Source organism: Streptomyces sp. NPDC035033 (genome assembly GCF_040636735.1).
In the GTDB taxonomy this organism is placed as follows: domain Bacteria; phylum Actinomycetota; class Actinomycetes; order Streptomycetales; family Streptomycetaceae; genus Streptomyces.
The window spans coordinates 90,915-105,737 of record NZ_JBEZUZ010000003.1 but is presented as its reverse complement, the minus strand read 5'-3'; the positions used below and the strand labels follow the sequence as shown (position 1 = coordinate 105,737).

Here is a 14,823-nt window from a genome sequence, read left to right as displayed (position 1 = left end):
AGAAACGGAACCTGTCCTTCACGCAACCATCACGTGCACCCGGACGTCGGTTCCCCTGGGCGTGGGTGCTGATTCTCACGTCCGGAAAAGACGTGATCGGTTGCCCTATGTCCGCACTGTCGGTGTTAGCTTGCTGAGCTGATCCGGCGCCTCGCCGGACCGGGGACGACGGGACACACGACGAGCGGAGCGACGCGACACATGGGCCGACCGGACAAGAAGGCGAAGAAACGGGGCATACGCCGCCTCTTCACCTGGAAGAAGCTCCTGGGCACCTTCTTCGTGGTCTGCCTGCTCGGCATGGGCGGCCTCTACGCCGTCTACGTCATGGTCCCCGTGCCCACGGCCAACGCCGAGGCGACCATGCAGAGCAACATCTACAAGTACTCCAACGGCAAGATCCTCGCCCGCACCGGCGAGATCAACCGCGAGATCGTGGGCCTCGACAAGATCCCCCTCCCCGTCCAGCGGGCCTTCGTCGCCGCCGAGAACAAGACCTTCTACGAGGACCACGGCGTCGACGTCAAGGGCACCACCCGCGCCGCCTGGTCCACCCTCACCGGCAAGGGCAAGCAGGGCGGATCCACGATCACCCAGCAGTACGTCAAGAACTTCTACCTGAGCCAGGACCAGACGGCGACCCGCAAGCTCAAGGAAATGGTCATCGCCGTCAAGGTCGACCAGCAGATGTCCAAGGGCGACATCCTCGCCGGCTACATCAACACCAGCTACTACGGCCGCTCCGCCTACGGCATCCAGGCCGCCGCCCGCTCGTACTACGGCACCGACGCCTCGAAGCTCACCACCGCCCAGGGCGCCTACCTCGCCTCGCTGCTCCAGGCCCCCAACCAGTACGACTGGACCTCCGCCAACGCCACCGGACGCAAGCTCGTCGAGGAGCGCTGGAACTACGTCCTCGACAACATGGTCGAGATGGGCTGGCTCCCCGCCGCCGAGCGCGCCGGCCTGAAGTTCCCCGTCCCGCAGGCCCCCAAGCCGCTCCCCGGCATGGAGGGCCAGACCGGCTACATCGTCGAGGCCGCCAACCAGGAGCTGATGCGCCAGGGCGTCAGCGAGGAGGACATCAAGGCCGGCGGCTGGACCATCACGCTCAACATCGACGAGCGGAAGCAGAAGGACCTCGTCGCCGCCGTCGACGAGCAGCTGGAGGAGAAGCTCGACCGCGAGGGCGACGAGAAGGCCGCCACCGTCCAGGCCGGCGCCACCTCCGTCGACCCGAAGACCGGCGGGGTCGTCGCGATGTACGGCGGCGTCGGCGCCACCCAGCACTGGATGTCCAACGCCACCCGGCGCGACTACCAGCCCGCCTCCACCTTCAAGCCGATCGTCCTCGCCTCCGCCGTCGACAACATGGCGACCACCCAGGACGGCCGCGAGATCGGCCTGAACACGGTCTACGACGGCACCAGCAAGCGCCCGGTCGTCGGCAGCGACATCCCCTTCGCCCCGGAGAACGAGGGGAACCGCTCGTACGGCCCCGTCACCGTCCAGAAGGCCACCAACAGCTCGATCAACTCGGTCTACGCCCAGATGATCGTCGACGTCGGCCCCGCCAAGGTCAAGAAGACCGCGCTCGCCCTCGGCCTGAAGGACGGCCAGGACTTCGGCACCACCCCCGCCATGTCGCTCGGCACCATGGGCGCCTCCACCCTCGACATGGCCGGCGCCTACGCCACCCTCGCCAACCACGGCAAGGAGATCACCCCGGCCCTCGTCAAGGACGCCCAGCACCGCGACCGCCTGGCCGACACCGTCAAGCAGTCCGGCGAGCAGGTCATCAGCCGCAAGGCCGCCGACACCGCCACCCGGGCCATGATCGGCGTCGTCCAGAGCGGCTCCGGCTTCCGCGCCGCCGGCGACTACCAGGCCGCCGGCAAGACCGGCACCTCCGAGAACAACCGCTCCACCTGGTTCGTCGGCTACACCCCCGAACTGGTCACCGCCGTCGGCCTGTTCGGCGAGGACACCTCCGGCGAGATCGCCCGGCAGGTCACCCTCACCGACGCCATCGAGCCCGGCCGCGCCCAGGGCGGCAAGACCCCCGCCAGGATCTGGGGCGCCTACACCGAACGCGCCCTGAACGGCGGCTCCGACGCCCAGTTCGACCTGGAGACCGAGAGCGGCATCGGCGGCGGCACCGAGCCGACCGCGACCGGCAGCCCCACCGCGACCGAGGAGCCCACCGAGGAGCCGACCGAGGCGCCCACGACCCCGCCGGCCACCACCACCGCGCCGACGACGGCCCCGCCCACCTCGGCGACCACGGCCCCGCCGACGCCCACCCGGGCCCCCACCACCCCGCCGACGCCCACCCGCGAACAACCCACCGGGGAACCGACGAACACGGCGACGATCCAGCCGCCGGACATCGCACCGCCCGGTGGCGGCGAGGACGACACCACCCCCGACCGCACCACCCAGCAGCCCCGCTGACCCCCGCACGCACGCCGAAGGCCGGCCCCCTCACGCGAGGGGGCCGGCCTTCGGCACGTCCGGAGCCCAGGAGCGCGGGTGGCGCTCAGAGGCGCGTGGCCAGCTCGAACCAGACGACCTTGCCGCCCGACAGCCGGGTCGCGCCCCACCGCCGCGCCAACCGGTTCACCAGGAACAGGCCGCGCCCGCCCTCGTCCGTCTCGCGCGCCCGCCGCTGCCGGGGCAGCTGCGGGGAGTCGTCGCCGACCTCGCAGCGCAGCACGTCCGTCCGCAGCAGCCGCAGCGTCACCGGCCGCTCCGCGTACCGCACCGCGTTCGTCACCACCTCGCTGACCAGCAGCTCGACGGAGTCCGTCAGCTCCTCCAGGCCCCAGCGGACCAGCGCCCGCCGGGCCAGCCGGCGGGCCCGGCCCGGGGCCGCGTCCTCCGGCTCCAGGAACCAGTACGCCACGTCGCTCGGCGCGATCCCGTCGAACCGGGCGGCGAGCAGCGCGATGTCGTCGTCCCGGTCGCCCGGACCCAGCATGTCGAGCACGTCGTCGCAGAGCGCCTCCAGCGGCGGCGCGTGGTCGGGGCCGGTCAGCTGGGCCGCCGCCGCGAGCCGCTCCCGCAGCTGCTCGATCCCGGTCCACACGTCCCGCAGCCGGGACTCCACCAGGCCGTCCGTGTACAGCAGCAGCGTCGCGCCCGCCGGGGCGTCCAGCTCGACCGCCTCGAAGTCCACGCCGCCGACCCCGATCGGGGCGCCCGCGGGCACCCGCAGCACCTCGGCGCGCCCGTCCAGGTGGAGCAGTATCGGCGGCGGATGACCGGCGTTGGCGACCGTGATCCGGTGCGAGACCGGGTCGTAGACCGCGTACAGGCAGGTCGCCATCCGGTTCTCGCCGAGCCGCTGCGCCTGCTCGTCGAGGTGGTGCAGCACCTCCTGCGGCGGCAGGTCGAGCCCGGCCAGGGTCTGCGCGGTGGTGCGCAGCTGGCCCATGATCGCGGCCGAGGTCATGGAGTGGCCCATGACGTCGCCGACGACGAGGGCGACCCGGCTGCCGGGCAGCGGGATCGCGTCGTACCAGTCGCCGCCCACCCGGGCCGTCTCGGCCGCCGGCAGGTAGCGGGAGGCGAGCTTGACGCCGGTCGGCTGCGGCAGCGAGTCCGGCAGCATCGTGCGCTGCAGCTCGTCCGCGATGTACGCCTCCCGGCCGTACAGCACCGCCTTGTCGATGCCGAGCGCGGTGTGGGTGGCCAGCTGGGCGGCGACGAGCAGGTCGTCCGGGTCGAAGGCGGGCTGCTCGGCGCGGCGCAGGAGGACGGCGGCGCCGATGACCCGCCGCCGGCCGCGCAGCGGGGCCAGTATGGCCCGCGGCCCGCGCGGCAGCGGATGGTCGGCGCCGAGGAGTTCGCCGAGGGCGGTCCGGGCGGCGGCGGAGTCGGCGAAGACCGGCCGGACCCCGCGGAGCACCTCGGCGAGCGCGCTGCCGGAGCGCACCTCGCACAGCTCGGCGGCCGGGGTCGGGTCGGGATCGGGTACGAGGACGAGCTCGTCGCCCTCCACGTCGGGAGTTAACCGCAGCCGGTCGGTGCGCCGCAGCCGCAGCACGAACGGCGCCACCGGCCGCTCGTCGCCCACCGGCAGCGGGTCGCGCAGGTAGACCAGGATCTCGTCGGAGAAGGCCGGCACGGTGGCCCGGCACAGGCCGAGCACGATCTCGTCCAGGTCCAGGCCGCGCGCGATCCGCCGGGTCGCGGCGCCGACGAACCGCAGCCGGTCGCCCTCGCGCCGCCCGGCCCGGCCGGCCTCGCCGTCCCCGCCCGAGGGCTTCGGGGAGACGGCGACGGCGACCGCCGGAGCGCCCGCGCCGGGCGGGACCGGCGGCGCGGCCGGCCCCGGGGCCTCCGGCGCCTGCGCCGGCGCGGACGCCGAGGGCTGCGCGGGGATGTCGGAGGGCAGGCCGGCGGGCGCGGCCTCCTGGCGAGGGCGCGTCTGTTCCTGGGGCCGGTCGGCCAGCGGCTGCCGGCCTTCGTGGGAGGTGGGATGCTCCGTCACGCGTGGGATTCCGTCCGTCCGGGCCGGTGGTGCGATGCACTCGCTCTTCTCGCCGATGCCGCGCCCCGCGCGGGGATAAACCCCGGGGAGAGGCCGTACGCGGGGTGCGCGAGGCGCGCGGCCGGACGGCGGGCGGCGGCAGGGGCGGGGGGCGCACCGCCCGGGCACAGCTCAGGCACTGCTCTCCCCCTCATCGATGACGTGCGGTGACGTGTGGTCAGTTGCTGTGCTGCGTTCGGTCGGTGACGTTGTGCGCGCCCGGTGTCGGCCGTGCGGAGGACGATCCTACGTTTGGACCCCGGGGGCACATCAAGGGTCTCATGGCGCCGTGTGCGCCGGGGTGCGATCCCAGTCCGCCGGGAGGGCGGGGACGGTCCAGGCCGGGTCGGGCCGCCACTCCTCCCAGCCGTCCCGGAAGGGCGGCCCCCACTCCCTGACCAGGGCCACCGCGGCCTCGCCGGCGGCCCGCACCCGGGCGGCCCGGGCGGCGCTCATCAGGCCGGCCCGCTGGGCCTGGGCGAACTCGTCCTCGTCCCGCCAGAGCCAGCTGCGGTCGGGGTAGACGGAGATGTCGAGGAAGTGGTCCTCGGAGTCGACGCCGCCGGCCCAGCGGCGGCGCGGCTCCTCCAGGTTCACGTACCAGCTGCGGAAGCGCCAGCCGCGCTCCCAGAAGAGCCAGACCGACCACGGGTCGCCGGGGCGGGCGAGCTTGAGCACCCCGCTGCCGGCCCAGCGGGCGCGCTCGGTGGTGCGGGGCGCGGTGTAGCGGGTGGCGAGCGGCTCGTCGTGGACGGCGGTGCCGTCGGCGAGGACGGGCCGGACGCATTCGGTGCCGGGCGCCATCCACACGGCGAGCAGGTCGGGCGCGTCGTGGACGACCGTCACCGGCCGGCAGATGTGCACCTCGTCGGTGCCGATGCCGCGGTAGCGCCAGAGGATGTGCTCCCCCGGCGCCCAGTGCTGGATGTCGCCCGAGCCGTCCGATCCTGTCATGCGCAGATCTTAGGGGCGCGCTCCCACCGGCGCTGCGGTACAGGTCACGCTTGAGTCACGCGGGGGACGGCCGGGCTTCACCGGGGGGTCAGGGGCGGGTCATGCGCAGGACGTCCAGGGCCTCGTCGAGCTGTTCGAGGGTGAGGTCGCCGCGGTCGACGTAGCCGCCCTCCAGGACGACCTCGCGGATGGTCTTCCGCTCGGCGAGGGACCGCTTGGCGATCTTGGCGGCCTCCTCGTAGCCGAGGTACTTGTTCAGCGGGGTGACGACGGAGGGGGAGGACTCGGCGTACTCGCGGGCGCGTTCGGCGTTGGCGGTGATGCCGTCCACCGTGCGGTCGGCGAGCAGCCGGGAGGCGTTGGCCAGGAGCCGTACGGATTCCAGCAGGTTCTTGGCCATCACCGGGAGCATCACGTTGAGCTCGAAGTTCCCGGCCGCGCCGGCCACGGCGACCGTGGTGTCGTTCCCGGTCACCTGGGCGGCGACCATGAGGACCGCCTCGGGGATCACCGGGTTGACCTTGCCGGGCATGATCGAGGAGCCGGGCTGGAGGTCGGGGAGGTTGATCTCGGCCAGTCCGGTGCGGGGGCCGCTGGCCATCCAGCGCAGATCGTTGGCGATCTTGGTGAGGGAGACGGCGACGGTCCGGAGCTGGCCGGAGGTCTCCACCAGGCCGTCCCGGGCGCCCTGGGCCTCGAAGTGGTCGCGGGCCTCGGTGAAGGGCAGGCCGGTGGCGCGGGCGACCTCGGCGATGACGGCGGCCGAGAAGCCGGGCGGGGTGTTGATGCCGGTGCCCACCGCCGTGCCGCCGAGGGGGAGTTCGGCGAGCCGGGGGAGGGAGGCGCGCAGCCGTTCGATCCCGTACCTGACCTGGGCCGCGTAGCCGCCGAACTCCTGGCCGAGGGTGACCGGGGTGGCGTCCATCAGATGCGTACGGCCGGACTTCACCACCGTCGCGAATTCGGCCGATTTTCGCTCCAGGGCGGTGGCCAGGTGGTCGAGCGCCGGGATCAGGTCGCGGGTGACGGCGGCGGTGGCGGCGATGTGGATGGAGGAGGGGAAGACGTCGTTGGACGACTGTGAGGCGTTGACGTGGTCGTTGGGGTGGACGGCCCGGTCGGCGGGGAGCCGCTCGCCGGCCAGGGTGGCCAGGACCTCGTTGGTGTTCATGTTCGAGGAGGTGCCGGAGCCGGTCTGGAAGACGTCGACCGGGAACTGGTCGTCCCAGCGGCCCTCCGCGACCTCCTCGGCGGCGGCGGCGATCGCCTCCGCCCGGTCCCGGTCGATCACGCCGAGCTCGGCGTTGACCTTCGCCGCGGCGGCCTTGATCCGCGCCAGCGCCTCGATGTGGGCGCGCTCCAGGCGCTGCCCGGAGACCGGGAAGTTCTCCACCGCCCGCTGGGTCTGGGCCCGCCACTTGGCGTGCGCGGGGACCCGCACCTCGCCCATGGAGTCGTGCTCGACGCGGTAGCCGTCGTCGTCGTTCGTGCGTTCGCTCATGGTTCAACCTCCGTAAAAAGATGAGCACTTGTCTTGTTCGATGTATTCCCAAGGCGCGTACCGGCCAGTAAAAACCGTGGGTAACCCCACTTCCAGGAGGCGCAATGACGCGCACCAGGCACAGACTCCGGTGGCCCATCGCCGCCGTCGCCGCGGCGGCCGCCGCCCTCGGCTCCCTGACCGCCGCACCCGCCGGAGCGGCCGACACCGGTACGAGGGCCGCCGTCGCCTCCGTACCCCTCCCGCCCGAGCTGGAGGCGATCCGGGCCGCCGAGGCCACGAAGATCTACGGCAGCCCCGAGGAGCGCCCCCTCGACCAGCGGAAGACCGGCCTGATCTCGCTCGGCGACAGCGAGATCTCCGGCGAGGGCGTCGGCAGCTACGAGCCCCCCACCAACGGTCCCACCAACTGGTGCCACCGCTCGCCCGACGCCGCCATCCACCGCACCGGCATCGCCGCCGACCTCACCTTCAACGTCTCCTGCTCCGGCGCCTACACCGGCCACATCCGGATCGGCGGGCACAAGCAGTACGCCGACGAGCTCGTCCAGAGCGACAACCTCGCCGTCAAGGCCCGCAACACCCGCGTCAAGATGGTCCTGCTGGTCGCCGGCGCCAACGACGACCTCCAGTTCGGCCCCGTCATGACCGACTGCGTCACCCGCTTCGTCCTCAGCCAGGGCGCCTGCGAGCCGAAGTACGCCCCCGGCTGGCAGGCCCGCGTCGACGCCCTCGTCCCCAAGGTCGAACAGACCGTCCGCGACCTGAGGACCGTCATGCGGGACGCCGGGTACGCCGACGGCGACTACAAGCTCGTCGTCATGGGCTACCCCAGCCCCATCGGCCCCGACTTCCACGACAACCCGAACTTCCCCGGCAAGCTGGCCTGCGGCGGCATGGGCTACGACTCCGACACCAAGTGGGGCCGCAACGTCGCCGTGCCCGCCTTCGAGCGCGGCATGCGCCGGGTCGCCGCCTCCACCGGCGCCGTCTACCTCGACAACTCGCGGCTCTTCCACGGCCACGAGGTCTGCATGGAGGACGCCTGGGCCCGGGGCCTGTACATCGACCTCTCCAAGCCCGGCGGGATCGACGAGAACTCCACCCGCCAGTCCTTCCACCCCAACAAGAGCGGCCACGCCGCCTTCGCCTCCTGCCTGACCCAGCTGTACGCCTCGGGCCTGCGCGAGGCGAGCTGCGCCGACGTCAACTCCTCCGGCACCCCGACGCTCTTCCCGCTCGCCTGGGACGACGTCTACGAGCCGCTGCGGAACGAGGCGACCGGCAACTGCCTCGACGTGAACGCCTCCGAGTCCGCCAACGGCACCGCCGTCCTCGGCTGGGACTGCCACGGCGGCCGCAACCAGGGCTGGTGGTACGACTCCGCCCGGAAGACCGTCCACACCGAACTCACCCAGGACCGCTGCCTGGACGTGCCGGGCGCCGCCTACCAGGCGGGCAAGGCGCTCATCCTCTGGAACTGCTCCGGCGCGGCCAACCAGAAGTTCGTCCGCGACGGCGCCACCATCCGGCCCGCCGCCGCGACCGGCCTCTGCCTGACGCAGGGGGCGGCGAAGGAGCCGGTCCGGCTCCAGACCTGCAACGGCTCGGCGAACCAGAAGTTCGCCTAGGCCGCGGGCCCGAGAACGCCGTGGCCCTCCGTCCGGTGCGGGGCGGGGGGCCACGGCCCTTTCACGGGGCCCGGGCGTGTCCGACGGGGCCTGGGCGCGCCTTCACGGGGCCCACGTGCGCCTCACGGGTCCCGCACGCGCCTTCACGCCTCACGTCCCGTACGCGCCTTCACGCCTCACGTCCCGTACGCGCCTTCACGCCTCACGTCCCGTACGCGCCTTCACGCCTCACGTCCCGTACGCGCCTTCACGGTCCCCAGGGGCGTCTCACCGGACCCAGGGGCGTCTCACCGGACCCAGGCGTCTCACCGGACCCGGAGGCGCCTCACCGGACCCGGACGCTCGACCTCGCCAGCTCGTACGCGGCGATCATCTCGTCCTCCTCGGCGTCGAAGCCGCCGAGCTCCACGACGACCGTGCTCTTCGCGGTCTCCACCGCGAACGCCCGCCCGTCCCGGTCCTCGTCGAGGAGTTCGCTGTGCACGGTGTAACGGGCCTCCACGACGGGCGCTCCCCCCGCCCCCACCTCCGCCAGGGCGAGCCCCTTGCTGCCCTCCTCGGCCTTCACGAACGCCTGAAGGGCGGCCCGGGCCGAGCCCTTCGGCGCGGACCACACCCGCAGGAAGCCCAGGTTCCCGGTGGCCTTGGCGTTGGCCTCGCACACGGCGGTGGCCGGGCCCTGCTTCACCAGCTCGGCGAAGTCGGGGTCGGCGGGCATCTCGACCGCCTTCGGCTCCCAGTCCTCCGCGAGGGAGAAGGAGACGGGCAGGGCGCAGGCCGTCCCCGGCCCGCCGAGCGAGGCGGCGGCGACCGCCGCGGCGGACTCCTCCGGCGTCGTGGCCGGGGCCGCGGGCGTGGCCGCGTCCGTCGTCCTCGCGGGCGGCGCGGCGGGTTCCCGCCCCGCGCCGCAGCCGGTCAGCAGCGAGCCCGTGACCAGCAGGCCCAGGGCGGCGAGGGGCACCGCCGCGCGTATCGGTGATCTTTCTGGCATGTGCCCATCATCGCCGACCGGCGTGCGGGCCCCCGGGCCCGGCCGGACAATGGTGGGCGGGCCTCGGGGGAGATCCGCCACCCCACAGGAGGACGGACATGATCCGCAGCTTGACGAGGACCGGACGCCCGCGCGCCGGCATCGCGCTCGGCGCCTGCGCCGTCGCCGTCGTCGCGTTCGGCACGGCGGCACCGGCGGCGGCCGTGCCCGCCGACGGCTACGAGTTCACCCTCTACTCCAAGGAGATCCCGACGGACCGGAACGGCGGCGGGACCTCCGAACCGCCCGAGGCGCCCGAGGTCGGCGACTCCTTCGCCTTCGCCGACGACCTCTTCCGCACCAAGGGCGGCGAGAAGGCCGGCCGGGACGGCGTCAGCTGCACCGTGGTGCGCACCGGGAACCCGACCGACTCGCTCTGCGTCGGCTCCTTCGCCCTGGACGGAGGCCCGGGCGGCCAGCTCAGCGGGCAGGCACTGATCTCTGCCGACCCCTCGGACGAGGCCCCCGCCGCGTTCGACATCGCGATCACCGGCGGCACCGGCGACTTCGCGAACGCCCGCGGCTGGATCCGCTCCACCCCCGACGGGGACTACTCGAAGCTGGAGTTCCACATCACCCGGTAGCGATCATCCGGTAGTGATCGCCCGGTAGTGATCGCCCGGTAGTGATCGCCTGGTAGTGATCGCCCGGTGGCGATCATCCGGTGGCGAGCGGACCCCTACGACAGCTTGCCGTAGTCCGGCAGCTTGAAAGCGCGCTCGGCGTGGCCGCCGACGATGTCGGTCGTGTTGTTCCCGATGTTCGCGATGATCGTGTAGCCCTTGGCCTCGATCTCGGCGCGCTTCTCCGTCTTGTACGCGCTGACCTCGGCGAAGAGGTCGGGCAGCGAGCGCACGTACAGCCCGTCCACCGGGTAGCCGACCTGCTTCAGGTTCCACTCGGTGAGCGAGTGGATGATCCCGGGGCGGGCGGTCACGAAGAAGACCTTCACCCCGCGCGCGTGCGCGTCCCGGACCAGCGCGCGGACCTCGGGAATCGCCGGGGTCGGCAGCTCCCAGAAGGGGTGGAAGTCCGTCTCCAGGGAGCTGTTGTCGATGTCGAGGACGATCGCCTGCTTCTCGGTGCCGGCGTCCTCGGCGCGCTCCTCGACGTACGGGCGGGCCTCGGCGACGACGGCCGCCACGTCACGGCGCCAGGTCGCGTAGTCCACGCCCTCGATCGCGGCGGCGGAGGTGAGGTGGGCGTCCGGGTCGGCGGCGGAGGCGGCGGGCGCGGGCCCGACGACGAGGAGGGCGGTGAGGCCGAGGAGGCCGGTGGCGGTGGCCGCGGACCTGGCGGAGGGCGTGGAGGGCATGGGGGGCTCCCGAGTGGTCGACCGTCTCAGTGGTTGACATGCTCGCGACCCATACTGACCAGTAAGTGGCCGGCTGACTACCGGTCGGTAGCGACTTTCGGAGCGGGACGTGACGCCGCCCCCGGTCCACGGGGGACCGGGGGCGGTGGAGTGGTGCTACCGGGGGTTACGAGAGCTGGGAGCCCTGACGCACCGGGATGTGCGTGAAGGTCGGCTCCGGCGCGGGGTTCTGGAAGAAGTCGTTGCCCTTGTCGTCGACGACGATGAAGGCCGGGAAGTCCTCGACCTCGATCTTCCAGACCGCCTCCATGCCGAGCTCCTCGTACTCGACGACCTCGACCTTCTTGATGCAGTCCTGCGCCAGGCGCGCCGCCGGGCCGCCGATCGAGCCCAGGTAGAAGCCGCCGTGCGCGCCGCACGCGTCCGTGACCTGCTTGCTCCGGTTGCCCTTGGCCAGCATGACCTTCGAGCCGCCCGCCGCCTGGAACTGCTCGACGTAGCTGTCCATGCGGCCGGCCGTCGTCGGGCCGAAGGAGCCGGAGGCGTACCCCTCGGGGGTCTTCGCCGGGCCCGCGTAGTAGACCGGGTGGTCCTTCAGGTACTGCGGCATCTCCTCGCCCGCGTCCAGGCGCTCCTTGATCTTGGCGTGCGCGATGTCGCGCGCCACGACCAGCGGGCCGGTCAGCGAGAGGCGGGTCTTCACCGGGTACTTGGTCAGCTCGGCGAGGATCTCGTCCATCGGCTGGTTGAGGTCGATCTTCACCACGTCACCCGACTCGTCCAGGTGCTCGTCGGTGGTCTCCGGCAGGAAGCGCGCCGGGTCGGTCTCCAGCTGCTCCAGGAAGACGCCCTCGGCGGTGATCTTCGCGACGGCCTGGCGGTCGGCCGAGCAGGAGACGGCGATCGCGACGGGCAGCGAGGCGCCGTGCCGGGGGAGGCGGACCACGCGCACGTCGTGGCAGAAGTACTTGCCGCCGAACTGCGCGCCGATGCCGATCTTCTGCGTCAGCTCGAAGACCTTCTCCTCCAGCTCCTTGTCCCGGAAGCCGTGGCCGGTGGCCGGGTCGCCCTCGGTGGGCAGCTCGTCCAGGTAGTGCGCGGAGGCGTACTTCGCGGTCTTGAGCGCGAACTCGGCGCTCGTGCCGCCGACGACGATCGCCAGGTGGTACGGCGGGCAGGCCGCCGTGCCGAGCGAGCGGATCTTCTCCTCCAGGAACTTCATCATGGACGCCTCGTTGAGGACGGCCTTGGTCTCCTGGTAGAGGAACGACTTGTTGGCCGAGCCGCCGCCCTTGGCCATGAAGAGGAACTTGTACGCGCCGCCGTCGGTCGCGTACAGCTCGATCTGCGCGGGCAGGTTCGAGCCGGTGTTCTTCTCCTCCCACATGGTCACCGGGGCCATCTGCGAGTAGCGCAGGTTCAGCTTGGTGTACGCGTCGTAGACGCCCTTCGACAGGGCCTCCTCGTCGCGGCCGGAGGTCAGCACGTTCTGGCCGCGCTTGCCCATGACGATCGCGGTGCCGGTGTCCTGGCACATGGGGAGCACGCCGGCGGCGGCGATGTTCGCGTTCTTGAGCAGGTCGAGCGCGACGAACTTGTCGTTGCTCGACGCCTCCGGGTCGTCGATGATCTTCCGGAGCTGGGCCAGGTGGGCCGGGCGCAGGTAGTGCTGGATGTCGTGGATGGCCTCGGCGGCCAGCTTGCGCAGCGCCTCCGGCTCGACCTTGAGGAACGTACGGCCGTCGGCCTCGAAGGTGGAGACGCCCTCGGAGGTCACCAGGCGGTAGGGCGTGGTGTCCTCTCCCAGGGGGAGCAGATCGGAGTACGCAAACTCTGGCATGACGGCAGCCATTCCTCACTCGGCAGACAGCAGCGCGCCGCCTCCGTTGGCGGGCGCGCCCTCCAGCGTAGAACGCGGGCGCGGCCCCGATCCTGTGAGGTAAGGCTCACCAGGGACCGGCACCGCGCCGATGTGGAGTCTTCCGTCACGGGACGGCGGCCGCCGGCGCGTGCGGGCCGGCCCGCGGCGGGGAGGCGCGGCGGGCCCCGACGACCTCCGGACCGGATCCGGTCGGAGGGTCCGGAGGCGGGTCGGCCCCGGCTGCGAGCCGACCCGGCGGTCCGCCGCGCCTGCCGGATCTCGTCGAGCCGTCTCGGGACGGGCCCCGGAGGCGTCGGGGCCCTGTCGTCGCCGGTTCTGAACGCCCGTCACGTCCGTACGTCCGTCATCCCTCGCGCCTCCCGTCCGCCCGTCGTCCGCCTCCCGTCCGCCCGCCGTCCGTCCGCCGTCCGCCCGTCGTCCGCGTGCCGTTCGCGGGGCGCGTCCCCTAGGGGAGAGATGGGGGTTCGGATCCCTGGTCGCGATCTATCGCGTGTGTCAGGGTGGATGCGTGGACCTCGAAAAGCAGCCCGACCCCGCGCGGCGGCCCGCCGCCACTCCGCCCGAGGCACCGGCACCCCCCACGCCTCCGGCGCCTCCCGTCGCGCCCGCCGCCCCGACGCCCCCCGAGGCTCCGGCACCTCCCGCCGCGCCCGCGCCTCCCGCCGCGCCCGCGCCCCCCGCCTACGCCGACCCCCAGGGGTCCCTCCGGGCCTCCGACGCGGACCGGGACCGGGTCGCGGACGTCCTGGCGGAGGCGCTGGCGCAGGGGCGGCTGGACGCGGAGGAGCACGCGGAGCGGATCGAGGCGGTCTACCGGGCGAAGACCGTGGGGGAGTTGGAGCCGATCGTGCGGGACCTGCCGGCCGCCGACGGGCCGGCCGGAGGCGCGGTCGGCGCGCGGCCGGAGCCGGTCCCCGCGGCCTACGGCCCCGAGGACGCGGAGGGGAACGAGGACCGGCTGTTCGCGGTCTTCTCCAGCACCGCCCGCAAGGGCCGCTGGCGGGTCGCCCGCCGCACCAGCGCCTTCGCGATCTTCGGGAACGTCGAGATCGACCTGACCGAGGCGATCTTCGCCCAGCCGCTCACCACCATCGACGCCACCTCGATCTTCGGGAACGTCGAGATCCGCGTCCCGGAGAACATCAGCCTCCGCGGCACCGGCGTCGGCATCCTCGGGAACTTCGAGGTCACCGCCCTGGAGGGGGTCGACCCGCAGGCGCCGCTGGTGGTGGTCAACGGCTACGCGCTCTGCGGGAACGTGGAGGCGCGGCCCAAGCGCGGCAAGTGGGTCATGGACCTCCAGAAGAAGGTCCGCAAGCACCTGGGCCACTGACGACTCCCCGGCCCCCTGACGGCCGCCCGGCCCCCTGAGGGCCGCCCAGCCCCCTGACGGTCGCCCGGCCCCCTGACGGTCGCCCGGCTGCCGGTGACCCTCCCCCTGCCGCTCGGCCGCCGGGTATCGGCCATCACGTGACCGGAATGCGTCACCGGGGCTCCGGACTCCGGATGGGAGGTCTACGGGGTGCATAGGCGCGCGTACAGCGGGTAGGGCTGCTGCATCGCTGCTCGCTCGCGAAGCCGTCGTCAGGAGTAGACCGTGCTGCAACTGCCGCATCAGCCCCTCCAGGTAGCCCCCGTGCCGCCCCAGCGTGCTCCCGCGCGGCAGGACGAGGACGGCCCCTGGCACGCGGAGGCGGTGTGCCGCCGGGACGAGGCGGGCCTCTTCTTCGCCCCCTCCAAGGAGCCGACCGCCGCCCGGCTGGCCCGGGAGGAGGCGGCGAAGCGGGTCTGCGCCCGCTGTCCCGTGATGGTCGACTGCCGCGAGCACGCGCTGCTCCAGCCGGAGCCGTACGGCGTGTGGGGCGGGCTCACCGCCGCCGAGCGCCGGGTGGTGCTGGCCCGCCGCCGGCGCCGCGAGGTGGAGCTGCGCAAGGCGGCCGCCGCGGAGCGGATCGCCCAGGCCGGCTGACGGGCCG

11 protein-coding genes are annotated in these 14,823 nt (G+C 73.0%); 5 read left to right on the top strand and 6 right to left on the bottom strand.

Going from position 1 to position 14,823, the window contains the following annotated elements; all coding sequences use genetic code 11:
• Positions 1–201: 201 nt before the first annotated feature.
• Positions 202–2,454: a transglycosylase domain-containing protein gene (locus AB0E83_RS02905; RefSeq protein WP_362104872.1), complete on the top strand. Its 2,253-nt coding sequence runs from the start codon at positions 202–204 to the stop codon at positions 2,452–2,454.
• 85 nt (positions 2,455–2,539) lie between these two features.
• Here AB0E83_RS02905 and AB0E83_RS02900 read toward each other — a convergent pair whose 3' ends face one another.
• The 3 genes from AB0E83_RS02900 to AB0E83_RS02890 form a co-directional block, all read right to left on the bottom strand.
• Positions 2,540–4,495 (bottom strand): SpoIIE family protein phosphatase, encoded by a 1,956-nt coding sequence (locus tag AB0E83_RS02900; RefSeq protein WP_362104869.1) that lies wholly within the window; start codon positions 4,493–4,495, stop codon positions 2,540–2,542.
• A gap of 318 nt (positions 4,496–4,813) precedes the next feature.
• Positions 4,814–5,488: a DUF402 domain-containing protein gene (locus AB0E83_RS02895; RefSeq protein ID WP_362104866.1), complete on the bottom strand. Its 675-nt coding sequence runs from the start codon at positions 5,486–5,488 to the stop codon at positions 4,814–4,816.
• Positions 5,489–5,576: 88 nt separating this feature from the next.
• Complete coding sequence (locus tag AB0E83_RS02890; RefSeq protein WP_362104863.1) at positions 5,577–6,989, bottom strand: class II fumarate hydratase; 1,413 nt, start codon at positions 6,987–6,989, stop codon at positions 5,577–5,579.
• A gap of 104 nt (positions 6,990–7,093) precedes the next feature.
• On the opposite strand from AB0E83_RS02890, the gene AB0E83_RS02885 reads away from it, so the two are divergent.
• The gene (locus AB0E83_RS02885) at positions 7,094–8,620 is read left to right on the top strand and encodes a ricin-type beta-trefoil lectin domain protein (protein WP_362104860.1); all 1,527 of its coding nucleotides are present in this window, start codon (positions 7,094–7,096) and stop codon (positions 8,618–8,620) included.
• Positions 8,621–8,945: 325 nt separating this feature from the next.
• Here the strand turns inward: AB0E83_RS02885 and AB0E83_RS02880 are convergent, their stop codons facing one another.
• Positions 8,946–9,611, bottom strand: coding sequence for a lipoprotein (locus AB0E83_RS02880; protein WP_362104857.1), 666 nt, complete (start codon positions 9,609–9,611; stop codon positions 8,946–8,948).
• A gap of 98 nt (positions 9,612–9,709) precedes the next feature.
• Between AB0E83_RS02880 and AB0E83_RS02875 the strand changes: the two genes are divergently transcribed.
• Positions 9,710–10,234: a hypothetical protein gene (locus AB0E83_RS02875; protein WP_362104854.1), complete on the top strand. Its 525-nt coding sequence runs from the start codon at positions 9,710–9,712 to the stop codon at positions 10,232–10,234.
• Positions 10,235–10,329: 95 nt separating this feature from the next.
• Here AB0E83_RS02875 and AB0E83_RS02870 read toward each other — a convergent pair whose 3' ends face one another.
• Together AB0E83_RS02870 and AB0E83_RS02865 are read right to left on the bottom strand one after the other, a co-directional pair.
• Positions 10,330–10,965: an HAD family acid phosphatase gene (locus AB0E83_RS02870; RefSeq protein ID WP_362104851.1), complete on the bottom strand. Its 636-nt coding sequence runs from the start codon at positions 10,963–10,965 to the stop codon at positions 10,330–10,332.
• Between the two features lie 166 nt (positions 10,966–11,131).
• Positions 11,132–12,805 (bottom strand): fumarate hydratase, encoded by a 1,674-nt coding sequence (locus AB0E83_RS02865; protein WP_362104848.1) that lies wholly within the window; start codon positions 12,803–12,805, stop codon positions 11,132–11,134.
• A 550-nt stretch (positions 12,806–13,355) separates the two neighbouring features.
• Here AB0E83_RS02865 and AB0E83_RS02860 point away from each other — a divergent pair.
• Both AB0E83_RS02860 and AB0E83_RS02855 read left to right on the top strand, forming a co-directional pair.
• Positions 13,356–14,180 carry a DUF1707 domain-containing protein gene (locus AB0E83_RS02860; protein WP_362104845.1) on the top strand — a complete coding sequence of 275 codons (825 nt, stop codon included), beginning with the start codon at positions 13,356–13,358 and terminating at the stop codon, positions 14,178–14,180.
• Between the two features lie 264 nt (positions 14,181–14,444).
• Positions 14,445–14,816, top strand: a complete 372-nt coding sequence (locus tag AB0E83_RS02855) for a WhiB family transcriptional regulator (RefSeq protein ID WP_362104842.1) — start codon at positions 14,445–14,447, stop codon at positions 14,814–14,816.
• Positions 14,817–14,823 lie beyond the last annotated feature (7 nt).

What these genes read in the sequence shown, in the direction of transcription:
- AB0E83_RS02875 (WP_362104854.1), top strand. Translation starts at nt 9,710, where the DNA reads ATGATCCGCAGCTTGACGAGGACCGGACGCCCGCGCGCCGGCATCGCG.
- AB0E83_RS02870 (WP_362104851.1), bottom strand. Translation starts at nt 10,965, where the DNA reads ATGCCCTCCACGCCCTCCGCCAGGTCCGCGGCCACCGCCACCGGCCTC.
- AB0E83_RS02890 (WP_362104863.1), bottom strand. Translation starts at nt 6,989, where the DNA reads ATGAGCGAACGCACGAACGACGACGACGGCTACCGCGTCGAGCACGAC.
- AB0E83_RS02905 (WP_362104872.1), top strand. Translation starts at nt 202, where the DNA reads ATGGGCCGACCGGACAAGAAGGCGAAGAAACGGGGCATACGCCGCCTC.
- AB0E83_RS02885 (WP_362104860.1), top strand. Translation starts at nt 7,094, where the DNA reads ATGACGCGCACCAGGCACAGACTCCGGTGGCCCATCGCCGCCGTCGCC.
- AB0E83_RS02880 (WP_362104857.1), bottom strand. Translation starts at nt 9,611, where the DNA reads ATGCCAGAAAGATCACCGATACGCGCGGCGGTGCCCCTCGCCGCCCTG.
- AB0E83_RS02865 (WP_362104848.1), bottom strand. Translation starts at nt 12,805, where the DNA reads ATGCCAGAGTTTGCGTACTCCGATCTGCTCCCCCTGGGAGAGGACACC.
- AB0E83_RS02895 (WP_362104866.1), bottom strand. Translation starts at nt 5,488, where the DNA reads ATGACAGGATCGGACGGCTCGGGCGACATCCAGCACTGGGCGCCGGGG.